The organism is Pseudomonas taiwanensis DSM 21245 (assembly GCF_000425785.1).
Taxonomy (GTDB): Bacteria; Pseudomonadota; Gammaproteobacteria; order Pseudomonadales; family Pseudomonadaceae; genus Aquipseudomonas; species Aquipseudomonas taiwanensis.
The window spans coordinates 14,077-38,884 of the sequence record NZ_AUEC01000030.1 but is presented as its reverse complement, the minus strand read 5'-3'; the positions used below and the strand labels follow the sequence as shown (position 1 = coordinate 38,884).

Annotated in this window: 18 protein-coding genes and 1 tRNA gene; 4 read left to right on the top strand and 15 right to left on the bottom strand. The window is 62.1% G+C overall.

All coding sequences use genetic code 11. The annotated features are described in order from the left end of the window. Window position 1 precedes the first annotated feature (1 nt). A complete protein-coding gene (locus H620_RS0114445) occupies window positions 2-811 on the bottom strand; it encodes a helix-turn-helix domain-containing protein (protein ID WP_023382604.1) in 810 nt (269 codons plus the stop codon). A gap of 179 nt (window positions 812-990) precedes the next feature. On the opposite strand from H620_RS0114445, the gene H620_RS0114440 reads away from it, so the two are divergent. Continuing rightward, window positions 991-2,433, top strand: a complete 1,443-nt coding sequence (locus H620_RS0114440) for an alanine/glycine:cation symporter family protein (protein ID WP_023382605.1) — start codon at window positions 991-993, stop codon at window positions 2,431-2,433. A gap of 72 nt (window positions 2,434-2,505) precedes the next feature. Beyond that, the gene (locus H620_RS0114435; RefSeq protein WP_027907537.1) at window positions 2,506-3,495 is read left to right on the top strand and encodes an asparaginase; all 990 of its coding nucleotides are present in this window, start codon (window positions 2,506-2,508) and stop codon (window positions 3,493-3,495) included. An 87-nt stretch (window positions 3,496-3,582) separates the two neighbouring features. On the opposite strand, the gene H620_RS0114430 is transcribed toward H620_RS0114435, so the two are convergent. The 10 genes from H620_RS0114430 to H620_RS0114380 all read right to left on the bottom strand — a co-directional run bounded on the left by H620_RS0114430 (window position 3,583) and on the right by H620_RS0114380 (window position 15,789). Further along, window positions 3,583-3,678: transfer RNA gene (locus H620_RS0114430), tRNA-Sec, on the bottom strand. Window positions 3,679-3,684: 6 nt separating this feature from the next. Further along, on the bottom strand, window positions 3,685-5,607 hold the full coding sequence (gene selB, locus H620_RS0114425; protein ID WP_023382607.1) for a selenocysteine-specific translation elongation factor: 1,923 nt from the start codon (window positions 5,605-5,607) through the stop codon (window positions 3,685-3,687). Then, window positions 5,604-7,031: an L-seryl-tRNA(Sec) selenium transferase gene (gene selA, locus H620_RS0114420; RefSeq protein WP_023382608.1), complete on the bottom strand. Its 1,428-nt coding sequence runs from the start codon at window positions 7,029-7,031 to the stop codon at window positions 5,604-5,606. Before selA ends, selB begins: the two co-directional genes overlap by 4 nt. Before the next feature lie 133 nt (window positions 7,032-7,164). After that, complete coding sequence (gene fdhE, locus H620_RS0114415) at window positions 7,165-8,085, bottom strand: formate dehydrogenase accessory protein FdhE (RefSeq protein ID WP_027907536.1); 921 nt, start codon at window positions 8,083-8,085, stop codon at window positions 7,165-7,167. 4 nt (window positions 8,086-8,089) lie between these two features. Then, window positions 8,090-8,746, bottom strand: a complete 657-nt coding sequence (locus tag H620_RS0114410; RefSeq protein WP_023382610.1) for a formate dehydrogenase subunit gamma — start codon at window positions 8,744-8,746, stop codon at window positions 8,090-8,092. Then, a complete protein-coding gene (gene fdxH, locus H620_RS0114405) occupies window positions 8,743-9,693 on the bottom strand; it encodes a formate dehydrogenase subunit beta (RefSeq protein ID WP_023382611.1) in 951 nt (316 codons plus the stop codon). The genes H620_RS0114410 and fdxH overlap by 4 nt, the downstream gene beginning before the upstream one ends. Continuing rightward, entirely contained in the window at window positions 9,693-12,761 is a 3,069-nt protein-coding gene (gene fdnG, locus H620_RS0114400) for a formate dehydrogenase-N subunit alpha (protein WP_148299938.1), read from the bottom strand. Before fdnG ends, fdxH begins: the two co-directional genes overlap by 1 nt. A gap of 400 nt (window positions 12,762-13,161) precedes the next feature. Then, window positions 13,162-13,923 (bottom strand): SDR family NAD(P)-dependent oxidoreductase, encoded by a 762-nt coding sequence (locus H620_RS0114390; protein WP_027907535.1) that lies wholly within the window; start codon window positions 13,921-13,923, stop codon window positions 13,162-13,164. A gap of 24 nt (window positions 13,924-13,947) precedes the next feature. Continuing rightward, window positions 13,948-14,733: a sulfite exporter TauE/SafE family protein gene (locus H620_RS0114385; protein WP_023382615.1), complete on the bottom strand. Its 786-nt coding sequence runs from the start codon at window positions 14,731-14,733 to the stop codon at window positions 13,948-13,950. Window positions 14,734-14,763: 30 nt separating this feature from the next. Then, window positions 14,764-15,789 (bottom strand): TauD/TfdA family dioxygenase, encoded by a 1,026-nt coding sequence (locus tag H620_RS0114380; RefSeq protein WP_023382616.1) that lies wholly within the window; start codon window positions 15,787-15,789, stop codon window positions 14,764-14,766. A 442-nt stretch (window positions 15,790-16,231) separates the two neighbouring features. Here H620_RS0114380 and H620_RS0114375 point away from each other — a divergent pair, with 442 nt between their 5' ends. Then, a complete protein-coding gene (locus H620_RS0114375) occupies window positions 16,232-17,623 on the top strand; it encodes an aminotransferase-like domain-containing protein (RefSeq protein WP_027907534.1) in 1,392 nt (463 codons plus the stop codon). Between the two features lie 119 nt (window positions 17,624-17,742). Here the strand turns inward: H620_RS0114375 and H620_RS0114370 are convergent, their stop codons facing one another. Both H620_RS0114370 and H620_RS0114365 read right to left on the bottom strand, forming a co-directional pair. Then, a complete protein-coding gene (locus H620_RS0114370; RefSeq protein WP_023382618.1) occupies window positions 17,743-18,279 on the bottom strand; it encodes a single-stranded DNA-binding protein in 537 nt (178 codons plus the stop codon). A 9-nt stretch (window positions 18,280-18,288) separates the two neighbouring features. Further along, window positions 18,289-19,683, bottom strand: a complete 1,395-nt coding sequence (locus H620_RS0114365; RefSeq protein WP_023382619.1) for an MFS transporter — start codon at window positions 19,681-19,683, stop codon at window positions 18,289-18,291. A 129-nt stretch (window positions 19,684-19,812) separates the two neighbouring features. On the opposite strand from H620_RS0114365, the gene uvrA reads away from it, so the two are divergent. Continuing rightward, a complete protein-coding gene (uvrA, locus tag H620_RS0114360) occupies window positions 19,813-22,647 on the top strand; it encodes an excinuclease ABC subunit UvrA (protein WP_023382620.1) in 2,835 nt (944 codons plus the stop codon). 56 nt (window positions 22,648-22,703) lie between these two features. Here uvrA and bfr read toward each other — a convergent pair whose 3' ends face one another. Then, window positions 22,704-23,168, bottom strand: a complete 465-nt coding sequence (gene bfr, locus H620_RS0114355; protein ID WP_023382621.1) for a bacterioferritin — start codon at window positions 23,166-23,168, stop codon at window positions 22,704-22,706. A 163-nt stretch (window positions 23,169-23,331) separates the two neighbouring features. Next, the gene (locus H620_RS0114350; protein WP_027907533.1) at window positions 23,332-24,771 is read right to left on the bottom strand and encodes a catalase; all 1,440 of its coding nucleotides are present in this window, start codon (window positions 24,769-24,771) and stop codon (window positions 23,332-23,334) included. Window positions 24,772-24,808 lie beyond the last annotated feature (37 nt).

The following is a 24,808-nucleotide window of genomic DNA, read 5'->3' as shown; positions in this document are numbered from 1 at the left end:
ATCACTCAATCTCGAACAAACTGTTCTTCAGCGGCCCCACGCTCAACCGCTCACGCACATCATCATCGATGCGCGGATCGTCCGGCCGGTACAGTTTGACCTGCCGGTAGGCATTGATGCGGTTGATTTCCTCCCCCAGGTATTCCCAGACCACACGGGTGCAGGCCGGGTTGCGCCGGTCGCCGCTAGAGACGCCGGTCTTGAGCCCATTGAGGCGGGTGATGCGGCTCTTGAAACTGGGGATGAGAATGGTCTGGCTCATTTCGTTGAGGGTCAGCGACTCGTAGTCGATCAGGAACACGCGGTCCTGCAGCTGGAATGCCGCCCCCAGATAACGGCAGCGTACTTCGGCATGCAGGTCGGTCGCAGTGGATCGCTCCTGACGCTCCTGACGCTCGAACAGAAACTGGCCGCGCTCCTCCCGCAAATGCACCAGCGAGACCAGGATCGTGCCGGGCACCGACATGCAGTTGGAATATTCAAAGTAGTACCCGCAATAGCGCGACAGGTTGCCAGCGTGTGCATGCAGCGGCCGGAACAATTCACTGATCGGGTCGCTGGCCTGGTCGGCCACGGTGGAAACCCGGGCGCCTATCAACCGCGCGAACTGTTCGGGTGGCAGGTTCAGCTCGTAATCCTCGACGCCGAAGAAATCGCCGATGCGCTTGAGGTTGTAGGCCGTCGGACGGCTCTGCCCACTCAGGTACTTGTTGAACTGAGCGCGGTTGATCGACAACTGCCGGCAAACTTCGGAAATAGAGCGGTAGTGGCTGCAAGCCAGTTTCAGATTGGTAGCGAAATGATCGCTCATGTGCGGAATCCAAGGTGACGCGAATGGCGCCATTGTAGCATCAAGTCGCATCAACTCAGAGCAACCCGCGAAATTGTAACGACTCTTGTCATAGCCAAACATGCGCCCCAACGCATAGCGGTGCGCCTGCCGCCCGCTGTTCTATTCACACGAACAATAAGAATCGAGGTCATTTTCCAATGCTCGAAGCACTCAACGATTTCCTTTCGGGGAAACTCCTCATCGTGCTGATCGTCGGACTCGGCAGCTACTTCACCATCCGCTCGCGGTTCGTGCAGTTCCGCCATTTCGGCCATATGTTCAGTGTCTTCAAGGAATCCCTTCGCGGCCAGGCAGGCCAACTGAGCTCGTTCCAGGCCTTGATGCTGAGCCTCGCCGGCCGTGTCGGTGCCGGTAACATCGCAGGCGTCGGCATCGCCGTGACCCTGGGCGGCCCAGGTGCCGTGTTCTGGATGTGGGTTACCGCACTGGTGGGCATGTCCAGCAGCTTCTTCGAATGTACCCTGGCCCAGGTCTACAAGCGCGCCGATGGCGATGGCCTGTACCGTGGCGGCCCAGCCTACTACATCCAGCATGGTCTGAAGCTCAAGAGCATGGCCGTGGTGTTCTCGGTCCTGCTGCTGGTCACCTATGGCTTCGCCTTCAACGGGCTGCAGTCGTACACCGTGACCCACTCGCTGCAAAACGCCTTCGGCTTCGACCCACAGCACACCGGTATTGCCCTGGCCGTGCTGCTGGCCATCGTGTTCCTCGGCGGCATCAAGCGCATCGCAGCTGTGTCCGACCTGCTGGTTCCGGTCAAGACCCTGGCCTACATCGGCGTAACCCTGTACGTGATCGGCAGCCAGATCGAGCACGTACCCGCCATGCTGGAAACCATCTTCAAGAGCGCCTTCGGCCTTGACCCAGCGTTCGGCGGCCTGCTCGGCAGTGCCATCGTCATGGGCGTGAAGCGTGGCGTGTTCGCCAACGAAGCCGGCCTGGGCAGCGCGCCTAACGTCGCTGCGGTCGCCGCTGTGAAGCACCCAGGCGCCCAAGGCGTGGTCCAGGCGTTCAGCGTGTTCCTCGACACCTTCGTCATCTGCACCTGCACCGCACTGCTGATTCTGTTGTCGGGCTTCTACACCCCTGGTTTCGAGGGTGACGGTATTGTCCTGACCCAGAACTCCCTGGCTGCCGTGGTCGGTGACTGGGGTCGTCTGTTCGTCAGCGTCGCGCTGTCGCTGTTCGTGTTCACCTGCATCCTCTACAACTACTACCTGGGCGAGAACAGCCTGCAGTTCCTGAGCCGCAATCGTGCTGTGCTGATGGGCTACCGCGCACTGGTCCTGGCGCTGATCGTGTGGGGTTCGGTGCAGAACCTGTCGACCGTGTTCGCCTTCGCCGACATCACCATGACCTGCCTGGCGTTCGTCAACCTGATCGCCCTGGCCCTGCTGTTCAAGGTCGGACTGCGTGTGATGCGCGACTACGACGCCCAGCGCAAGGCCGGCGTGAAGCAACCGGTATTCGACTCGTCCAAGTTCACCGACCTGGACCTGGACCGCGATGCCTGGCCTGCCAATCCTCAGGTTGAAACAGCCGCTGACAAGATCACCGGTCACGCTCAACCTCAGCGCTGATATCCTGCCGTACCCAGCCGCCCCTTCCGTGGGCGGCTGTTCTTTCTCCGCTCACCGCTACGGATGCTTTCCATGCGTGCAGTCAAGAATCTCCTCGTCCTCTACACCGGAGGCACCATCGGCATGCTCGAAACCCCAGAAGGCCTGGCCCCGGCCGGTGGTTTCGAGGCGCGGATGCGCGAACACTTTGCCCAGCAGGCCGACGCGCCGCAGGTGCAGTGGTCGCTGATGGAAATGAACCCGCTGCTCGACAGCGCCAACATGCAGCAAGCCAACTGGCTGGCAATGCGTGATGCCATCGTCGAGGCTGTCGAGGTTGGCGGCCACGACGGCGTGTTGCTGCTGCATGGCACCGATACGTTGGCCTACAGCGCCGCCGTGTTGTCGTTCCTGCTGCTGAGCCTGCCAGTGCCGGTGCTGCTGACAGGCTCGATGTTGCCGGCGGGCGCACCGGGCAGCGATGCCTGGGACAACCTCAGCGGCGCGCTGCGTCAGTTCGAGGCAGGCCTTGAAGAGGGCGTGCAGCTGTATTTCCACGGCCAGCTACTGCACGGCTGCCGCGCCTCGAAGCTGCGCAGCGAAGCATTCGACGCATTTGCCGTCCTGCCTCGCCATCGCGAGGGCGAACGTGTCGGTAGCGTGCCTGCCGCGCTGGATTACCGCCAGCCGCGCAAGCTGGTGAACCTTGCGGTGATGCCCGTGTTCCCCGGCCTGCAGGCCGATCACCTGCGCGCCCTGCTCGACAGCGGTGTGCAAGGCTTGCTGCTGGAGTGCTACGGCAGTGGCACCGGCCCTTCGGATGACCACGCATTGCTGGAGGTGCTGCAGGCGGCACGCCAGCGTGGCGTGATGATCGTTGCGATCAGCCAGTGCCCTGAGGGTTCGGTGGTGTTCGATACCTATGCGGCAGGTAACAAGCTGCGAGGTGCGGGGTTGGTCAGCGGTGGCGGCATGACCCGTGAGGCGGCGTTGGGCAAGCTGTTTGCACTGCTGGGAGCAGGGTTGGATGCGGATGCGGCCGAGCAGTGGTTTGCGTTGGATCTGTGTGGGGAGCGGGCCTGACTTGGGCGTTGCGCTCGACCCCATGGGCGCGGCCACCTTGCGCCAAGCTTCCAACAGCCCACACGCCATTCCCACGTGCAAAAAAATTGGCGGAAGGCAGCGGGAGTCGAACCTGCCCGGGAACGGCTGCCGTCCCCAACCGGGTTTGAAGCCCGGCCGCGCCACCGGGCGCGATTGCCTTCCTTGAACTCAGGGCCTGCCCTGCTGCTGTGCCAGGGCGCTGTCGGCACGGATGTGACGCTGATCGGCGACCCTGCGGGTCAGACCGATGCGGTCGAAGTACTCGAGAATCTGCACACTGCGCTTGCGACCGATGCCCAACATATCGCGAAACGCCGCAACCTGCACTATCGGGGTTTCATTGGCCTGCGCAAGCAACAGCTCTGCCATGCACTGCAGGGTCGCTTCAGGGTAAAAAAGGTCGCGCACCACCTGGTGCACCAAGCCCAACCGCGCCAACTTGCGTAACAGCAGACGCACATCCGCTTCGGGACATTTTTCCTCGCTGGCCAAGGTCCTCACCCACGGCGGGTCGAACTGCCCCTCCAGCAAGCGAGGCTGCAGACGCGACCACAACGCGCTGTCGGCATCGCTCAGTTGAACCTTGTGACCAGGCAGGTGAAGCCAAGCACCGCTGCTGGCAATCGCGCCTTCATTCAGCAACTCATCCAGCAGGCTGACGAATGCCGGCCGCTCAAGCGGCAAGGCAGCAAAGCGACGCAAGCGATCGCGGTCGGGACCAAGCTGGTCGGGCTCTTGCTCGTGGAATGCCGCCAGTTGCTCCAGCACACGGATCCTGAGTCGTTGCCATTGGCCTTTATCGAACAACAACTGGCCTTGCCGGGTAGCGACCACCCACACATTGGCTGGAAGTTGCCAGGTTTCTCGCAGACGGTTGAACTGGCGCTCAAGGCGCTGCGGATCCACTCCGCCAGGTGCGTTTTCCAGCAACGTCGTCAGAGCATGCTCCAGCCCCTCGGCATCGCGCAGCACTTGCAACTGACGCAGGCGCTCATCACTGCGTCGCTGGCGACTGGGTGCGAACGGATCGAGGACCTTGCCGCCGCCCAAGGTGCGCTGGGCACGCTGGTCGCGCAGCACCAAACGGTCGCCGTGGACGGCTTGTAACGGGGCGTTGAGCAGCAACTGGGCAAACATGCGCTGGCCCGCCGACAATCGCTCGCCCTCCAGCAGCGCGACACGGGCAGTGACGTCCTGGGTGCCCAGGTGTACGTGCACGGCACTGAAATGTTCGAAAGTGCGGGTTTCTCCCGCCAACAGGGTCAGTTCAATATCGACCCGCATGCTCGGAGCATGCAGCCATTCAGGCACCAGCCAATCGCCCCGATGCACCTGCTCGACGGTCAGGCGTTCGGCGGTGATGTTCAACGCCACCCGTTGCCCCGCTTCGGCCACCAGTGCCGCCTGATTCTGCGCATGCAGGCCACGCACCCGCACCGGCTTGCCTGCCTTGCCCAGGCACAACGTGTCGCCTGCACTCACCTGCCCGGCCAACGCCGTCCCCGTGACCACCACACCTGCACCGGTGACGGCAAAGGCACGGTCTACGGCCAGGCGAAAGCCCCCGCGGGCACTACGTTGCTGCACACGCCTTTCGGCCGCCAGCAAGGCCTCACGCAGGGATCCGATGCCTTCACCGGTGATGCTCGACAGCGGAAACTGCGGTGCGCCGGCGTAAGGCCCTGGCGCGAGTAACTCGGTGACCTGCGCCTGCACCTCCAGCAAACGCACGGGTTCCACCCGGTCACATTTGCTGATCGCCACCAGCGCCTGGGGAATGCCCAGCAGTTCGATGATCGCCAAGTGCTCACGGGTCTGTGGCATGACTCCGTCATCGGCGGCCACCACCAGCAGCACCAGGTCGATGCCATGCGCCCCGGCCAGCATGTTGTGGATAAATCGCTCGTGGCCGGGCACATCGATAAAGCCGGTCAACGGCGCCCCTTCGGCGAGGGATGCGTAGCGATAACCGAGGTCGATGGTCATGCCACGGGCACGCTCTTCCTGGCGATGGTCACCCGCTTGGCCCGTCAGTGCCTGCAACAGCGCAGTCTTGCCATGGTCGATGTGGCCAGCGGTTCCTACGATCACTGCACAGGCCCCAACTGCAAGGCAGGGAGTTGCGCCAGCCATTGGGCTTCGTCATCGAGCTGGCGCAGGTCGAGCCACAGTGCATCGTCGTCGATGCGCCCCAGCACCGGCACGGGCAGGCTTCGCAGGGCACGCTCCAGCACATGCAGGCTGCGCCCGCGCAACTTCTTCGACACCTGCGGACGCAGGCACAACGCAGCACTGGGCAAACGCGCCACGGGTTGGCTGCCACTGCCGATCATGCCCAGCGCCGGCTCCACGCTGACCCGCCACTGCTCACCCAGGCGGGCCGTGAGTGCCGGTGCCAGACGCTCGGCCTGGGCCTGGATCTGGGCTTGGCTGCGGGTCAGCAGACGCAGGCTGGGCAGGCGCTCGGCCAGGCGGTCGGGGTTGCGATACAGCGCCAGCACCGCTTCGAGTGCAGCGAGGGTGATCTTGTCGACCCGCAAGGCTCGCTTGAGCGGGTTTTTCTTGATTCTGGCAATCAGCGCCTTGCGCCCGACAATGATGCCCGCCTGAGGGCCGCCGAGCAGTTTGTCGCCACTAAAGGTCACGATGTCGGCACCATCGGCGAGCGCTTGGCGAACCGTGGGTTCGGCCGGCAGGCCCCAGCGCGTCAGGTCGAGCAGACTGCCGCTGCCCAGGTCTTCAAGCAGTGGCAGCTGATGTTGGTGAGCAATGCGCGCCAGTTCTGCGGTGGCCACCTGGGTGGTGAAACCCTGGATGCTGTAGTTACTGCAGTGCACGCGCATCAACAGACCGGTGCGCGGGCCGATGGCCGCTTCGTAGTCGCGGGGATGGGTGCGATTGGTGGTGCCGACTTCATGGAGGCGTACACCGGCACGGGCCATGATGTCGGGAATGCGAAAGGCGCCGCCGATCTCGATCAGTTCCCCGCGCGAGATGACGCCTTCCTTGCGCGCGCCCAGGCTATTGAGCGCCAGCAGCACGGCGGCGGCATTGTTGTTGACCACGGTGACGGCTTCGGCACCAGTCAGCTCGCGGATCAGGCCTTCGATCAAGTCGTCACGGTCACCGCGCTTGCCGGTGGCCAGGTCGAATTCCAGGTTCAGCGGATAGCGGGCAGCGGTCTGCATGGCCTCAATGGCCTCTTCCGGCAACAGTGCCCTGCCGAGATTGGTGTGGAGCACCGTGCCAGTGAGGTTGAAGACGCGGCGCACGTGGCTGCGCTGTTGGATGGCCAGGCGCTCGCCCGCGCGGCCCACTAGCACTTCAGCGGCCAGCTCGGCGGCGCAGAGTTGGCCGGCGCGAGCCGGCTCGCGCAGATCGTCTAGCAGCTGGCGCAGGGTGGCGAGCACGGCATCGCGACCGTGGCGGTCGATCAGCGCAAGACTGGCCGGGTGGCGCAGGAGGGTGTCGATGGAAGGCAGGCGTGGGGTGTCGCTGGCTACGCTGGATGACATGCGGTACTACCTTGGACTGATCCGTTGTCTGTGCTGGCCTCTTCGCGGGTAAACCCGCTCGCGCAGATCCCGCTGCGAAAGCGGGCCTACCCGCGAATCAGGCGACTCGGTATTGCAGTGTAGACACTCCCCACTATCCGGGCGCGAGCATCAGGTTAGGTGCCAGGCGCTGAAAGCCCTCCTCGTCCAGGCGGATATCCAGCGCCAGGCTGGCCAGGTCGTCGGCCAGCGGCTCGGCCGCTGCATCGTTTTCCAGGTAATTCTGCTTCAGGTAGCTTTCGCACCCCGGGCAGCATTCGGCACGCAGCGGCGCCTTGCCCGGCGCATGGCGGTCATCCTCCAGATAGGTGTACCGCAAGCCTTTGCTCGACTCGCAGTACACACACTTGACCCGCACCACATGCCATTCACAGGCGCACAATGAACATACCAGGTAACGCAACCCATTGTGCTTGCCGCGATTGCGCACTACGCCGGCCATGGCCGGCGAACCGCAAGCCGGGCACTGGGCCAGGCTAGCGGTGGGCTGGAGTTCGGGCGCGGGCAACGCCAGCAACCAGCTCGACCAGGCCGCTTGTAAAGCCGCGCCAATGAAGGGGACCAGCGCCGCCGGCACTGCGTCGTACTGGCCAGCGAGCAGGGCGATGCCCCAGCCTTTGCGCTGGCCATCGTCGCTGCCACGCAGGGCCTGCAAGGCATCGACCAGCGGGCCATCAGCTTCACTGTCGAAGTGATCGAGCAACGCCTGCAGCCATCCCAGCCACGGGCCTTCGCGAACCAGGCTATCTGCGGCCAGCGGCGGCAACCCATGACTCATACACAAGCGCTGACGGTCTTCTGCCACCGGCAAACCGCTGGGCGGGTTATCCACAAGCTGTTGCTGAATGCGGCACAGCCGGGCGACCAGCCGCAAATAGTCACCCAAGGCATGCCCTGTGGATAATTGTTCGAGGCGCGTGGCGCGCAGCTCGAACAGGTTGGCGGGGGGCAGATGCAGAAACGGCGGCATCACTGCCGAGGCTTCGATCTGCCCTGGCTCGAGTATCGTGCTCAAACGGTCATCCTTCTTTACGTCCGTGAGGGGTCGGCGTCTTGTCGCCAGTCACTTCGCGGTACCACAACGCGTGGTGTTTGCGCGCCCAGGCGCGGCTCACCCAACCATGCAACATGGCGCCTACCGAGCCCTTGATCCAGATCCCGGCATAGATGTGCACGATGATGCTGAGAATCAGCACGAAGGCTGCCAAGGCATGTAGCAAGGAGGCAAGACGAATGGCGCCGATGTCGAAGTAATGGCTGAAGTACGCTCGCCAGATCACCACGCCACTGACCAGCAACACCAGCATGCACACCAACAGGGTCCAGAACAGCAGCTTCTGGCCCGCGTTGTACTTGCCGATCGGCGGTACGCCCTCCTCCTTGTTGAGCATCACCCGGTCGATGCGGCGCAACCACAGGCGGTCATTGGCGGTGATGAAGTTGGCACGCCAGAAGCGCAGCACCAGGCCCAGGAAGAACACGAACATCGCTACCCCGATGAACGGATGCAGGATGCGCGTCCATGGGCCGCCACCGAACAGGTGACTCAGCCAGAACAGCGCTGGGTGGAACAGCGCCAGCCCCGACAGTCCAGCGAGCACGAACAGGATCGCCACGACCCAGTGATTGCTCCGCTCGTTGGCGTTGTAGCGCAGGATAGGCTTGTTGTCGTTCATGGCCGCTGCTCCCCCTGCCCGCCGGGCTGTTTAGGATCATAGACATGGACCGACGGGTCCACCTGATGCACGCCATCACCCGGCGGTGCGGGGTGTTCATCCTCCTCGACACGCTGCGGGCCGACCCGCACATAGTGGAAGAATCCAGCCAGCACCGCCGCGCCCATGGCCAGCAGCGCCAGCGGCTTGGCGAAGCCCTTCCACAACCCGACCAGCGGGCTGATCACCGGCTGGTCCGGCAGGCCGGCGTAAAGCTTGGGCGTGTCGGCATGGTGCAACACGTACATGACGTGAGTGCCACCGACACCATCGGGGTCGTACAACCCGGCGTTGTCGTAGCCTCGCGACTTGAGATCGACGATACGCTCGGCGGCATGAACCTTCATCTCGTCCTTGGTCCCGAACACAATCGCCCCGGTTGGGCACGTCTTCACGCAGGCCGGTTCCAGGCCCACGGTCACGCGGTCGGAACACAAGGTGCACTTGTATGCCTTGTGGTCTTTCTGCGAGATCCGCGGAATGTTGAACGGGCAGCCGGTGATGCAGTAGCCGCAACCGATGCAATGGTCCTGGTTGAAGTCGACGATGCCGTTGGCATGCTTGATGATCGCCCCCGGACTCGGACACGCCTTCAGGCAACCTGGGTCTGCGCAATGCATGCAGCCGTCCTTGCGGATCAGCCACTCCAGGTTACCGTCATCGCGCTCGTGCTCGGTGAAGCGCATCAGGGTCCAGGTTTCAGCGGTCAGGTCCTGAGGATTGTCGTAGGTACCATGGTTGTGGCCGACCTCGTCACGCAACTCGTTCCACTCCGAACACGCCACCTGGCAGGCCTTGCAGCCGATGCACTTGGTGGTGTCGATCAGCTTGGCCACTTCCTGCTGCTGGCGTACCGAAGGCGGTACAGTGGTGGTGGCCGAGCGAGCGATGATGTCTTGGCTGGCCATCAGATTTTCTCCACTTTGACGAGGAACGACTTGGACTCCGGCGTCTGGGTATTGCCGTCACCGAGGAACGGCACCAGCGTGTTGGTCAGGTAGCCGTGCCGAGTAGCCCCGGTGAAGCCCCAGTGCAACGGGATGCCGATCTGGTGCACGGTCTGGTTGTTGACCTTGAGCGGGCGAATCCGCTTGGTCACCACCGCTACCGCTTCGATATGCCCGCGCTTGCTCGACACCCGCACCCGGTCGCCCGCCTTGATGCCCTTCTCATTGGCCAACACCTCGCCGATCTCGACGAACTGCTCGGGCTGGGCAATGGCGTTGAGTCGGCAATGCTTGCTCCAGAAGTGGAAGTGCTCGGTCAGCCGGTAGGTCGTTGCCGCGTAAGGGAACTCGTCGTGCTTGCCCAAGGTGTCCCACACCGAATCGAAGATCCGTCCGGCCGGGTTGCTCGTGGCCTTCTGGTTCTGCGGATGCAGCGGGTTGATGCCAATCGGCGTTTCGAACGGCTCGTAGTGCTCGGGGAACGGCCCCTCGGCCATCTTGTCGATGGCGAAGAACCGCGCCACGCCCTCAGGGTTCATGATGAACGGATTCATCCCCGCCTCCGGTGGCGAGTCGACCTTGAAGTCGGGCACGTCGGTGCCTGTCCAGGCCTTGCCGTTCCACCACACCAGGCGCTTCTTCTCCGGGTCCCACGGTTTGCCTTGTGGGTCGCTGGAGGCCCGGTTGTAGAGGATGCGACGGTTGGCGGGCCAGGCCCATGCCCAGTTCTGTACCTGGTGCATGCCATAGGGGTCGCTGTTGTCGCGGCGGGCCATCTGGTTGCCCTGCTCGGTCCAGCAGCCGGAGAAGATCCAGCAGCCGGAGGCGGTGCTGCCGTCATCCTTGAGCTGACCGAAGCCCGACAGCTGCTGGCCGGCCTTGAGCTGCGCTCCGGTCGGGTCGGTGAGGTCGGTCACTGCCCAGCCGTTCATCTCCTTGGCCAGTTCCTCCGGGGATGGCTCTTCGGGGACCTTGTACGGCCAGTTGATGCTCATCAGCGCGTCCGGGAAAGCACCGCCTTGGGCCTGATACCGCTTGCGCAGGCGCAGGAACAGTTCGCTCATGATGTGCACATCGGTGCGTGTTTCGCCCGGGCCATCGGCGCCTTTCCAGTGCCACTGCAACCAACGACTGCTGTTGACCAGCGAACCATCTTCCTCGGCGAAACAGGTGGTGGGCAGGCGGATGACTTCGGTCTGGATGTTGGCCGTGTCGACATCGTTGAACGGCCCGGCGTTGCGCCAGAACTCCGAGGTTTCGGTGGCCAGCGGGTCCATGATCACCAGCCACTTGAGCTTGGCCAAGGCCGCAGTGACGCGGTTCTTGTCCGGCAACGCGGCAATAGGGTTGAAGCCCTGGCACATGTAGCCGTTGACCTTGCCCTGCCCCATCATCTCGAACATGCGCAGCACGTCGTAGGCTGGTACGTCGAGCTTGGGTAGCCAGTCGTAGCCCCAATTGTTCTGCGCAGTTGCATTGGCGCCGAACCAGGCCTTCATCAAGCTGACATGGAACTTGCCGTAGTTCTGCCAGTATGACAGCTGGCCGGGGCGCAACGGTTTGGAGGCGCGCTTGTCGATGTAGGCGGCGTAGTCCTGCTCGGCGTCACCAGGCAAGGTCAGGTAACCCGGCAGCGAGTTCGACAGCAGGCCAAGGTCGGTCAGACCCTGGATGTTGGAGTGCCCGCGCAGGGCATTGACCCCGCCCCCCGGCATGCCAACGTTGCCCAGCAGCAACTGCACCATCGCGGCGCTGCGGATGATCTGCGCACCGATCGAGTGTTGCGTCCAGCCCAGCGCGTAGAGGATCGTCATGGTCTTGCCCGGTACCGAGCAGGTGGCGATCTCCTCCCAGATTTTCATCATGGCGTCCTGCGGCATGCCACAGGTCATGCTCGCCACTTCCGGTGTGTAGCGGCTGTAGTGCTGCTTCATCAGTTGATAGACGCATCGCGGGTGCTGGAGCGTCGGGTCGACCTTGGCGAAGCCATCTTCACCCAGCTCGTATCCCCAGCCGGATTTGTCGGCATACACACGCTTGGCCGCATCGTAGCCGCTGAACAGCCCGTCCTCGAAACCATAGTTTTCTTTGACGATGAACGACACGTCGGTGTAGTTGCGCACGTATTCGTGCTGGATCTTGTCGTTGCTCAGCAGGTAATTGATCAGCCCGCCCATGAAGGCGATATCACTGCCGGTGCGTATCGGCGCGTAGTAGTCCGCCACCGAGGCGGTACGGGTAAACCGCGGGTCGACCACGATCAGCCGCGCCTTGTTGTGCGCCTTGGCCTCGGTCACCCACTTGAAGCCGCACGGATGCGCTTCTGCTGCGTTGCCACCCATCACCAGGACCAGATTCGCGTTGGCGATATCTGACCAATGGTTGGTCATGGCGCCACGGCCGTACGTCGGGGCAAGACTTGCCACCGTCGGGCCATGTCAGACACGCGCCTGGTTATCGAACCCCAGCATGCCTGTTGCGCGGATGACCTTGTGGGTCAGGTAGCCAGCCTCGCTGGAGGCGGCGGATGCAGCGAGAAAACCAGTGGTGAGCCAACGGTTGACCGTCTGACCCTGGGCGTTTTTCTCGATGAAGTTGGCGTCGCGGTCCTGCTTCATCAGGTCGGCGATGCGGTCGAGCGCATCATCCCAACTGACCCGTACCCACTCCTTGCTGCCCGGCTTGCGCACCTCAGGGTACTGCAGGCGACTGGCGCTGTGGATGAAGTCCAGCAGGCCAGCGCCTTTCGGGCATAGGGTGCCGCGGTTGACCGGGTGATCGGCGTCGCCTTCGATATGGATGATGTTCTGTTTGACGTTCTTGCCCGCATCACCCTGGCTGTACATGATCAGGCCGCAGCCGACCGAACAGTAGGGGCAGGTGTTACGCGTCTCGTGGGTGTGCGCCAGCTTGAAGTGGCGCACCTGCTCGGCGAAGGCTGGCGTCGGGGCCATGCCCAACGCCGCCAGGCTCGAGCCTCCAAGGCCGACGGCGGCGACCTTGAAGAACTGCCGACGGTTGAGGTCCATCGTGTACTCCTGATCAGGTGTGAGCGCGCGGGACTTGGCCGGCGCCTCTGGTAGTCACGGTGGTGGCAAATAGATGCCGCCAACCGTTAAGACTAGACAAGATTCATGGAAGTGCGATGACGTGGGTCATGGGGGGAGTTGTTGGGTATGTCTTGGGCTATTCAGTGCACATGAGATCGAGCGCCGACCGCCCGCGCATCGCATCGCATCGCATCGCGAGCAAGGCTCGCTCCTACGTTCGTTTTGGGCCAGTTATGCCAGTGCGATCTGCACGTTACCGCCGTACGCCACAGACGAAATTGGCTGAGAAAAAGGGAGCGAAGCGCCGCGCGGGCGGCGCTCGTTCTGATGGGCGCTGACGATCCGGTGGCAAGCACCATGGAGGTGGGATGCAGGCTTTTCAGCACTCTGGCAGGTTGCGCACCACGTTCAGCGCCGCGCTGCTCTGCGCAACTGGCATCATTTCTACGGTATTGATGTTCACATGGGCCGGTTGCTCGGCGATCCAGGCAACGGTGGCAGCAATGTCTTCGGGCTGAATTGCCTGCACGTCGCGATACAGCGCCTCCACCGCGGCCAAGTCACCGTTCAGGCGCACCACCGAGAAGTCGGTACCCGAACACAGCCCAGGTTCGATGTTGCTGACGCGCACGCGGGTGCCTGCCAGATCGGCGCGCAGGTTCAAGCTGAACTGGCGGACGAAAGCCTTGCTGGCACCGTACACGTTGCCACCGGGGTAGGGATAAGTACCCGCAATCGAGCCGATGTTGATGATCATACCGCTGTCGGCCTTCACCATCTGCGGCAGCACGGCATGGGTAACCATGGCCAACCCGGTGACATTGGTGTCGATCATGCGCTGCCAGTTCTCGGCACTGCTGACCTGGGCACGCTCGATGCCCAGCGCCAGCCCGGCGTTATTGACCAGCACATCGATGCTGGGCGCCGCCTCGTTGATCTGTTCTACCGCAGAAGCAATCGATCGGGCATCGGTGACATCCAACGTCAGCGGGATGAAATTGTCGCCCAGTTCCGCTTCCAGCTCCTGCAGTTTGTCGGTGCGCCGGGCGCCACCGATGACGCGGTAGCCCTTCTTGACCAGGGTTTGGCAGATGGCACGGCCAAACCCAGAGGATGCGCCGGTTACGAATGCTGTTTTCATCAGGGATCTCCAGAAGTCAGGGGGTCAGGCCAGGTATTTCACGCCCAGGCTGGTGAACAGGCACAGCATCGAGAACACGAGGGCCTTGCGTACCACCTCGTTGCCTTTACGGATGGCCAGGGCGCTGCCCATGTGGTTGCCGAGGATGTTGCAGGCCACCAGGGGCACGGCCAGGAGATAGACCACCTTGCCCGCCATCACGAAAGCCACCAGTGCACCGATGTTGGAGGCAAAGTTGAAGGTCTTGGAGTTGGCCGAGCTGGATACCAGGTCCATGCGCAACAGGTAATGGAACGCGATGATGAACATGCTGCCGGTACCTGGTCCGAAGAAGCCGTCGTAGAAGCCGATCACCAGGCAGGTCAGTGGCACCACCGTGTAGAGCATGCGCGTCGACAGCTCGCGTTCTTCGACAGGTCGATCTTTAGGGGTAAGGAAGATCAGGATGCCGAAAGGGATCAGTGCGAGGATGATCTTGCCCACAGTCTCCTGGGAGATCGACACGATCAGGTGGGCCCCTAGATAAGCACCGAGCAGCGAGAACGGTACACCGACCAACGCCACCTGCCAGACCATCTTGCTGTTGGCCAGGAAGTTTCTGATGGCCGCCAGGGTTCCCAGCGTACTCACCAGCTTCTCCTGGCCCAGGGCGACCTGGGGCGGCATGCCGACCAGCAGAAACCCTGGGACCAGAAACAGCCCACCGCCCCCAGCGATGCTATCCACGAAGCCAGCGATGAAGGCGATTGCGCCCAGCAGCAAAATCGCCAACAGCCAATGTTCCGCCCAGAAGGCGCCTAACAGTTCCATAGCAGTGTGTCCGTCGAGTGGTGGAGAGGGTTACGAGAGAACTTCGTAGAGGTGGTCGGCCCGGGCCAGGCGAACCCGGTTCAGGTCATTGACCGCGAACAGTCGCAACAACCAGCGGTCGGCGCCGTCGTTCTGTGGCTCGAAGCCATCACGGGCATGCAGCACGCGCTGGTTCTTGAAGATCATGAAGTCGCCTGGCAGTAACAGGTGCGGCTCATCGAAGCGGCGGGTTTCCAACAGACTGCGCAAACTGGCCAACGCTTGTTCGGCACGCAGGTTCAGGCCATGGGTATTCTCGCTGTCGAAGCGGCACAACCACTCGCCGGATTGACCGCGTACCAGCACCGGCAGCTCGGCCGTGCGACGGCGGTTACCCGTGAAGGAGTCCGGACGGCGAATCTCGAACTGCGGCAGGCACAGTTCTCGCACCGTGGCCATTGGCAGGGCTGCGATCACGGCATCGAGGTTGACCAGGGTGGTGCTGATGCGCGGGTCACAGCGCATACCGAAGAACGACAGGTACTCCGGGCAGCAGGACGCCTCGCCGATGGGCTCGGAGGACAATGGCAGGTCAGGGTTGTCGACGTGATAGGAAAAACGCAGTCGGGAGCCATGCGAGCTCTTGTGACTGGAGGAACTACGCGCCGGGATGACATGGCGGAACAGCCGGCCGTCGTTCTCGCCTTCGTAAACGATCGGGTGGATGCCCATCAGGCTCTGCATGGTCAGGCTGACCAGGCAGGCAACCGGCGTGCTGCGCGGGCTGAGTACGCCGGAATACGGCGTTGGCGGCACATCGCGGTCACGGGGGCAGTTGCGCACGATCAGGGAGGTCAGGTCAGGGTTTTCGACGAAGTGATGAATCTGCTGACACAGCGCCTTGCCCAGCACTTCCTGCGCCTGGTCCTTGAGTTGTGGATAAAGGTCTTTGCTGGTCTCGAAGTCGAGCGGCGTGTTGTTCAGCAAGGTTTGCCAGGCACTGGAGACGACCCAGGGCAAGCGAATCTCCAGTGAGGCCTGAGTTTCGGCTGCTTGTTGCAGGTGTGCGCTTTCCATTTCGAGTGATATTCCATTGAACTAGCTTGGGGCCATTCGTTGTCGTGCTAAGCCGGGCAGAGGCGGCAGACGTCGTTATTTTTTGAAGCCGTTCACAACAATGCGATGACAGGGCGTACGTCCGAGCGGCGCAGGCACATTGCATCGACTCAATCATTGTAATAACGGGAAATGACTCGATTCAATTAAATTTTTACAATGATTACGCACAAAATTGCACCGACTCAATCAAGCCATTGATTTCAAAAGATTTCAACATGGGCTGGCGAAGAGACGGCACCCTACCACCCGCCTTGGACCGGCGAGAACGCGCCTTCGTATCGACCGATCACAGAGCAGAACCGATGCAATAGAGGTAATTAACCCGTAGGAAATTGCAATTACCTCTATAAGACCATTCGTGCTAGGCTTCCGCGTTCTCGCAGATTCTGGTGCCATTTCTATGTGGGTTCCTCACTACAGCGACCTGTCGCAACCGGTCTACCTGATGATCGCCGACGCCCTCGAACAGGACATCGGCAGCGGTCGTCTTGCAGCTGGCGATCGCTTGCCAACACTCAAGGACCTGGCCGAGGCGTTGAGCGTGACCCCTGGCACCATCGGCCGGGCTTACGACGAAGCTGCCAAGCGCGGCCTGGTGGTTGGCGAGGTCGGCCGTGGCACCTTCGTGTTGCAGCGACAGTCCGCGACACCCACGCCTGCGCTACAGACGGTGCCTGCAGCGCAGAAAGGCGACAGCAGCCAGGTCGACCTCTCGATCATCAAACCCAACGACGCGCACATGGCCGACTGGCTGCGCGGCGCGATCAATGCGCTGGCCGACGCCCCCGATCTTGCGCAAGTGCTGGACTACGTCACCGAAGGTGGCCATGCGACGCACAAGCAAGCGGGTGCCGCCTGGATCCAGCGCTGGTTGCCCGAGGCCCGCTGGCAGCAGGTGGTGCTGACCTCTGGCGCGCAGCATGGCCTGCTGGTAGCCATCAGCAGCCTGTCGAAAAGCGACGATGTGATTCTGTGCGAGTCGTTCTGCTACCCCGGCATCATTTCGCTTGCGCACAGCATGGGTCGCCGTCTGCGCGGTGTGGCGATGGACGAGCACGGCCTCATTCCGGAGGCGCTTCGTGCGGCCTGTCGCGAGCATCGCCCTGCCCTGCTGGTTTGCGTGGCGACCCACCAGAACCCGACCAACTCGATCATGCCCCGCGAGCGACGCGAAGCTATCGCTCAGATCGCGCGTGAATTCGACCTGTTCATCATCGATGACGACATCTACGGGTTTCTTGAACCGAACCCCGAGTACGAACCACTGGCCGCCTATGCGCCCGAGCGTTCGGTGTACCTGACCAGCCTGTCCAAGAGCGTGCTGCCGGCGCTGCGCATCGGCTACCTGTATGCCCCGCCGCAGACGCTGTCGCGGCTGTCGTCGATGGTGCGCAGCAGCGTCTGGATGCCTTCGCCACTGATGGCCCAGCTGGCCAGCAACCTGATCAACAGCGGCAAGGCCGATCAGTTGATCCAGGTCCAGCAGAGCGAAGCCGCGGCGCGACAGCAGATGGCACGGGAAATCCTCGGCCAGTACAACATTCGCAGCCAGCCCAACAGCTTCCACATCTGGCTGGAATTGCCCGAGCCCTGGACCAGCGACGAGTTCGCCAACCTGGCGCGCAACAATGGGGTGACGGTTGTCAGTGGCAGCCAGTTCCTGCCAGAGCGGACCTCCGCCACCTGCGGCGTGCGCATCGCCTTGATGACACCCAGCCGCCAGGAACTGAGCTTCGCCTTGACCAAGCTGGCCAGCCTGCTGGATTCGCCGGAGCCGCGGCTGTTCTACTGAACCTTCACGGTTCAGGGCGTTCATGCGCGGCCCGGGTTGCTTCAATACAAAACACCACACCTATAAAAAACCCCCGCATCGCGGGGGTTTTACGATCAGCTCAACGCTGCAGCAATTCCTTAGAACGGAATATCGTCGTCGAAGCTATCGAAGTCGGCGGCTGGCTGTGGAGCTGGCTGCTGCGGCGCGGGACGCTGTGGTGCCTGTTGCGGACGTGGGGCCTGCTGGCGCGGTGCCTGGTTGTACTGCTGCTGGCCACCGTAGTTGCCGCCACCCTGGTTGTAGGGGTCGCCGCCCTGTTGCTGGTTCTGCGGACGGCCGCCGAGCAGCTGCATGGTGCCCTGCATGTCGACGATGATTTCGGTGGTGTAGCGCTTGATGCCGTCTTTTTCCCACTCGCGAGTCTGCAGCTTGCCCTCGATGTAGACTTGGGAACCCTTGCGCAGGTATTCACCAGCAATTTCGGCAACCTTGCCGAACAGCGACACACGGTGCCACTCGGTACGCTCGACCTTCTGACCGGACTGCTTGTCGGTCCACTGCTCACTGGTAGCCAGGCTCAGGTTGGTCACGGCGTTACCGTTGGGCAGGTAGCGGACTTCGGGATCCTGACCGCAGGTGCCGACCAGAATGACTTTGTTAACCCCACGGGCCATAACGTTCTCCTAGGCTTCGCACGCCGAAGAGGCTGGATTCACCAGACGCTCCAGGGTCGCACGGTCCAAAATTTTCGTATCCAGTTTGATATAGATGGCGGCCTCGTCTGCCACCACCACGGCGTCGGTTACACCCGGCACGGCCATCAGACGCTCGGTCAGTCCGGCTTCACGGACGGCCTCGGGCGACAGCGGCATGCGCAGGCTGGTCACATAGGGCGGCTCGTTCATACGCAAGGCAACGACCAACCAAATGGCGCAGAGCCCTGCACAACCGAGGAACACCATGCTCAGCCCACCGTGCTGGAACAACCAGCCACCGATGATTCCTCCCAGAGCAGCGCCGAGGAACTGGCTGGTGGAATATACCCCCATCGCCGTCCCTTTGCCGCCAGCGGGCGACACCTTGCTCACCAACGAAGGCAACGACGCCTCCAGCAAGTTGAATGCGGTAAAGAATACCACGGTGCCGATCACCAGTCCGCGCAAGTTGTCAGCCCATTCCCAGAAGAACACCTCGACTAGCAGCAGCACAGCGACCGCACCAACCAAAACGCGCTTCATCTTGCGCTTCTTTTCGCCGTAGATGATGAACGGGACCATTGCAAAAAATGAGATGAACAACGCGGTCAGGTACACCCACCAGTGCTCTTCCTTGGGCAGCCCGCCACGCTCGACGAACGCCAACGGCAGCGCCACGAAGCTGGCCATGAGGATGGCATGAAGGATGAAAATGCCCGCGTCCAGGCGCAGAAGGTCCGGATGGCGCAGGGTCGGGCCGAGGGCCTGGCGCGCCACACCTGACTCTCGGTGCTGCAAGGTGCTGTGGGTATTAGGCACCAGGAAGGCGATCAGCGCGATACCGACCAGCGCCAACGCTGCGGTGGCGAGGAATAATCCTGACAAGCCGAAGGCACGTGTCAGCAAGGGGCCGACGACCATGGCTACAGCGAACGACAGGCCGATGCTCATGCCGATCATGGCCATGGCCTTGGTACGGTGCTGCTCGCGTGTCAGGTCTGACAGCAACGCCATGACCGCTGCGGAAATCGCCCCTGCGCCTTGCAGGATGCGACCGGCGATCACGCCCCAGATCGAGTCGGCCTGGGCCGCCAGCACACTGCCCAGGGCGAAGATGACCAAGCCCAGGTAGATCACCGGGCGACGGCCGATGCGGTCGGAAATCACCCCGAACGGGATCTGCAGCACCGCTTGGGTCAATCCATAGGCACCGATGGCCAGGCCAATCAGCGCGGGGGTAGCGCCGGCAAGGTCCATGCCGTAGGTGGCCAGCACGGGCAAGACCATGAACATGCCCAGCATACGAAAGGCAAAGACCAGAGCCAGGCCGCCTGCGGCGCGGGTTTCGCTGCCACTCATGCGTTCGTTGTGGGTGTCGTGCATGGTTTAACCTCGTATGAACCGGCGGCGATTCTACCAGTCCGACAGCTTGACGGCATCTACGCGACGCTTTGCCGCGTACTGGCAGCGCGCCGTATACTTCCTTGTTTATGCCCGCAGAGCGAGGCCGCAGTGGACAAGATCCTGATTCGTGGGGCACGTACCCACAACCTGAAGAACATCGACCTGACCCTGCCCCGGGACAAGCTGATCGTGATCACCGGCCTGTCCGGCTCCGGTAAGTCATCCCTGGCGTTCGACACCCTGTACGCCGAAGGCCAGCGCCGCTACGTCGAGTCGCTCTCGGCCTATGCCCGACAGTTCCTGTCGATGATGGAAAAACCCGACGTCGACACCATCGAGGGGCTGTCGCCGGCCATTTCCATCGAACAGAAATCGACGTCGCACAACCCACGCTCGACCGTCGGCACCATTACCGAGATCTACGACTACCTGCGCCTGCTCTATGCCCGTGTCGGTACGCCGCGTTGCCCTGACCACGACATTCCGCTGGAAGCGCAGACCATCAGCCAAATGGTCGACCTGGTGCTTGCCCAACCCGAGGGCAGCAAACTCATGCTGCTGGCCCCGGTGATCCGCGAGCGCAAGGGCGAGCACCTGGCTGTGTTCGACGAACTTCGCGCCCAGGGCTTCGTCCGTGCACGGGTCAATGGCAAGCTCTACGAGCTCGACGAACTGCCCAAGCTGGACAAGCAGAAGAAGCACAGCATCGATGTAGTGGTAGACCGTTTCAAAGTGCGTGCCGATTTGCAGCAGCGCCTGGCCGAGTCGTTCGAGACAGCCCTGAAACTGGCGGACGGCATTGCCCTGGTGGCGCCGATGGACGACGAGGCCGGCGAAGAGATGATCTTCTCCGCACGCTTCGCCTGCCCTATCTGCGGTCATGCGATCAGCGAGCTGGAACCGAAGCTGTTCTCCTTCAACAATCCCGCTGGCGCCTGCCCGACGTGCGACGGTCTGGGCGTAAAGCAGTTCTTCGACACCAAGCGCCTTGTCAATGCCGAGCTGACGCTGGCCGAAGGGGCGATCCGCGGCTGGGACCGGCGCAACGTCTATTACTTCCAGATGCTCGGCTCGCTGGCCGCGCACTATGGCTTCAGCCTCGAAGCGCCTTTCGAGCAGCTCTCTGCGGAACACCAGAAGGTCATTCTTCAGGGCAGTGGCAAGCAGAGCGTCGACTTCAAGTACCTCAACGACCGCGGGGACATCGTCAAGCGTTCGCACCCGTTCGAGGGCATCGTGCCGAACCTGGAGCGGCGCTACCGTGAGACCGAGTCGGCCACCGTGCGCGAAGAACTGGCCAAATTCCTCGGCACGCAGCCCTGCCCGGACTGCCGTGGTACGCGTTTGCGCCGTGAAGCCCGCCATGTTTGGGTCGGGGAGAAGACCCTACCAGCAGTGACCAACCTGCCGATCGGCGAAGCCAGCGATTACTTCGGCGCATTGACCCTGACCGGTCGGCGCGGTGAAATCGCCGCGAAAATCCTCAAGGAAATCTGTGAACGCCTGCAGTTTCTGGTCAACGTCGGCCTCGACTACCTGACACTGGACCGCAGCGCCGAGACCTTGTCCGGCGGCGAAGCCCAGCGTATCCGCCTGGCAAGCCAGATCGGCGCAGGCTTGGTGGGGGTGATGTACATCCTCGATGAACCGTCCATCGGACTTCATCAACGCGACAACGATCGCTTGCTGGCCACCCTCAACCACCTGCGGGACCTGGGCAATACGGTGATCGTCGTCGAACACGACGAGGATGCCATTCGCCTGGCCGACTATGTCGTCGACATCGGCCCCGGGGCGGGCGTGCATGGCGGCCGGATCGTCGCCGAGGGTACACCACAGGAAGTGATGGCTCACCCTGACTCGCTCACCGGTAAGTACCTGTCCGGTCGCAAGAAGATCGTGGTGCCGGCCAAACGCACGCCGCGCAACAAGAAGCTGCAACTCAAGCTCAAGGGTGCGCGAGGCAATAACCTGCAGAACGTCGATCTGGAGGTGCCGATCGGTCTGCTGACCTGCGTGACCGGTGTCTCCGGCTCGGGCAAGTCGACCCTGATCAACAACACCCTGTTCCCCCTGGCCGCCACCGCCCTCAATGGCGCAAGCAGCCTGGAGGCTGCCGCCCACACCAGCATCGATGGCCTGCAGCACCTGGATAAAGTGGTCGATATCGACCAGAGCCCGATTGGCCGTACACCACGCTCGAACCCAGCCACCTATACCGGCATCTTCACTCCGATCCGCGAGCTGTTCGCGGGCGTGCCGGAATCGCGATCCCGCGGTTACGGACCGGGGCGCTTCTCGTTCAACGTCAAAGGTGGCCGTTGCGAAGCGTGCCAGGGCGATGGCCTGATCAAGGTCGAAATGCACTTCCTGCCGGATATCTACGTTCCGTGCGATGTCTGCAAGAGCAAGCGCTATAACCGTGAGACGCTTGAGATCAAGTACAAGGGCAAGAACATCCACGAAGTACTGGAAATGACCATCGAGGATGCCCGCGAGTTCTTCGACGCCGTCCCCGCGCTGGCGCGCAAGCTTCAGACCCTGATGGATGTCGGGCTTTCGTACATCAAGCTGGGGCAGTCGGCGACCACGTTGTCCGGTGGTGAGGCGCAACGGGTGAAGCTGTCGCGCGAGCTGTCCAAGCGCGACACGGGCAAAACGCTGTATATCCTCGATGAGCCGACCACCGGCCTGCACTTCGCCGACATCCAGCAGCTGCTGGACGTACTGCATCGCCTGCGCGACCACGGCAACACCGTAGTGGTGATCGAGCACAACCTGGACGTGATCAAGACAGCGGACTGGCTGGTGGATCTGGGGCCTGAGGGTGGCTCCAAGGGTGGCCAGATCATCGCCTGTGGTACACCGGAAGAACTGAGCAACACCAAACAGTCCTATACCGGGCATTACCTCAAACCGTTGCTGGAGCGGGACCGGGCATAAACAAAAAGCCCCTGGCAGTTGATTGCCAGGGGCTTTGGGTATCAGGGTGGCCGGCGTTACATCTGCGACTGCAGGTAGTTCTCCAGGCCTATCGCCTTGATCAGGCCCTGCTGCTTCTCCAGCCAGTAGGTGTGATCTTCCTCGGTGTCGGCCAACTGCGCACGCAGGATATCGCGGCTGACGTAATCCTTGTGCAGCTCGCAAAGCTCGATGCCTTTGCACAGTGCAGCCCGTACCTTGTACTCGAGCTTCAGATCCGCTTCGATCATCTCCGGCACGGTTGTACCCACTTCGAGGTCATCCGCGCGCATGTCTGGCGTACCTTCGAGCATGAGAATTCGACGCATCAGGGCATCGGCGTGCTGCGTCTCTTCTTCCATCTCATGGTTGATTCGCTCGTAGAGCTTGGACAGGCCCCAGTCTTCGTACATACGCGAGTGGATGAAGTACTGGTCGCGCGCCGCCAGTTCGCCCTTCAGCAATGTAACGAGGTAGTTGATAACATCCGGGTGACCTTGCATCGCCCTGTTTCTCCATGTGAAAACGTCTATGCCACATAGTGTGAACCAGCTTTCGCGCGCGGTCACTGAAAAACGCGCAATTAGAAGTAAAAAATCGGCTAAACAGTAGTGATATTCATTGAAAAACCGCCCAATTGAGGGCGGTTCTTCTTATCACTTCGACTTAGGCGAGGTTTACGCCCAACGCCTTGGCTATCCCTTCTGCGTAGGCCGGGTCAGCCTTGAAGAAGTGCTGCAGCTGCCGCTGAACCACCTCTTCGCTGACACCGGCCATGGCGCCGGCGATGTTGCGGAAAAGAAGTGCCTTTTGCTGCTCATTCATCAAGCGGAACAACGCACCGGCATGACTGTAGTAGTCATTGTCCTCACGGTGATCGTAACGATCCGCGGCACCACTCAAGGGCAACGCGGGCTCGGCGTGACGTGCCGACTGCTTGGGCGCGTCCGCGTAGCTGTTCGGCTCATAGTTCGGCGCACTGCCATAGCTACCGTTAGCCATCGAGCCATCGCGCTGGTAGCTGTGCATCGGACAGCGCGGCGCGTTAACCGGCAACTGCTGATGGTTGGTCCCGACGCGGTAGCGGTGGGCGTCTGCATAGGCGAACACGCGGCCTTGCAGCATGCGGTCGGGCGAGAGGCCAACGCCAGGCACCATGTTGCTCGGGCCGAACGTGGCTTGCTCGACTTCCGCAAAGTAGTTCAACGGGTTACGGTTGAGCTCCAGAACGCCCACCTCGATCAGCGGAAAATCTTTCTGCGACCAGGTTTTCGTGACATCGAACGGATTCTCGCCACGTCCGGCTGCCTCGGCTTCGCTCATCACCTGGATGCAGACAGTCCAGCGCGGGTAATCGCCGCGTGCAATGGCCTCGAACAGGTCACGCTGCGCGTAATCCGGGTCAGTACCTGCCAAACGCGCGGCTTCGGAAGGTTCCAGATTCTTGATGCCCTGCTGGGTCTTGAAGTGCCATTTGACCCAGGTGCGCTCACCTTGGGCATTGACCAGGCTGTAGGTGTGGCTGCCGAACCCGTGCATGTGGCGATAGCCATCCGGAATTCCGCGGTCAGAGAACAGAATGGTGACCTGGTGCAGCGCTTCGGGCGAGTGCGACCAGAAATCCCACATCATCTGGGCATTTTTCAGGTTGGTCTGCGGATGGCGCTTCTGGGTGTGGATAAAGTCAGGGAACTTCAACGGATCGCGGATGAAGAATACCGGCGTGTTGTTGCCAACGATGTCCCAGTTGCCTTCTTCGGTATAGAACTTGACGGCAAAACCGCGCGGGTCGCGCTCGGTGTCGGCCGAGCCACGCTCACCCCCAACAGTAGAGAAGCGCAGGAAGGTCTCCGTTTGCTTGCCGACCTCCGAGAACAGTTTTGCATGGGTGTAATGGGTGATGTCGCGGGTGACCGTGAAGGTACCGTAAGCACCCGAGCCCTTGGCGTGTACACGACGCTCGGGGATGTTCTCACGGTTGAAATGGGCGAGTTTCTCCACCAGGTGGAAATCATCGAGCAGCAGCGGGCCGCGCGGGCCTGCAGAACGGGAATTCTGGTTATCGGCTACGGGTGCACCGCTGGCGGTGGTGAGAATCTTGCTCATGGGCTCTCCTTATGGGGTCTTGATGTGCCGACCAAAC

Bases quoted from the DNA above. Each gene is read 5' to 3' on its own strand.
- H620_RS0114445 (WP_023382604.1), bottom strand. From the start codon at position 811: ATGAGCGATCATTTCGCTACCAATCTGAAACTGGCTTGCAGCCACTAC.
- H620_RS0114440 (WP_023382605.1), top strand. From the start codon at position 991: ATGCTCGAAGCACTCAACGATTTCCTTTCGGGGAAACTCCTCATCGTG.
- H620_RS0114435 (WP_027907537.1), top strand. From the start codon at position 2,506: ATGCGTGCAGTCAAGAATCTCCTCGTCCTCTACACCGGAGGCACCATC.
- selA (WP_023382608.1), bottom strand. From the start codon at position 7,031: ATGTCATCCAGCGTAGCCAGCGACACCCCACGCCTGCCTTCCATCGAC.
- H620_RS0114410 (WP_023382610.1), bottom strand. From the start codon at position 8,746: ATGAACGACAACAAGCCTATCCTGCGCTACAACGCCAACGAGCGGAGC.
- fdxH (WP_023382611.1), bottom strand. From the start codon at position 9,693: ATGGCCAGCCAAGACATCATCGCTCGCTCGGCCACCACCACTGTACCG.
- H620_RS0114390 (WP_027907535.1), bottom strand. From the start codon at position 13,923: ATGAAAACAGCATTCGTAACCGGCGCATCCTCTGGGTTTGGCCGTGCC.
- H620_RS0114385 (WP_023382615.1), bottom strand. From the start codon at position 14,733: ATGGAACTGTTAGGCGCCTTCTGGGCGGAACATTGGCTGTTGGCGATT.
- H620_RS0114380 (WP_023382616.1), bottom strand. From the start codon at position 15,789: ATGGAAAGCGCACACCTGCAACAAGCAGCCGAAACTCAGGCCTCACTG.
- H620_RS0114375 (WP_027907534.1), top strand. From the start codon at position 16,232: ATGTGGGTTCCTCACTACAGCGACCTGTCGCAACCGGTCTACCTGATG.
- H620_RS0114370 (WP_023382618.1), bottom strand. From the start codon at position 18,279: ATGGCCCGTGGGGTTAACAAAGTCATTCTGGTCGGCACCTGCGGTCAG.
- H620_RS0114365 (WP_023382619.1), bottom strand. From the start codon at position 19,683: ATGCACGACACCCACAACGAACGCATGAGTGGCAGCGAAACCCGCGCC.
- bfr (WP_023382621.1), bottom strand. From the start codon at position 23,168: ATGCAAGGTCACCCGGATGTTATCAACTACCTCGTTACATTGCTGAAG.
- H620_RS0114350 (WP_027907533.1), bottom strand. From the start codon at position 24,771: ATGAGCAAGATTCTCACCACCGCCAGCGGTGCACCCGTAGCCGATAAC.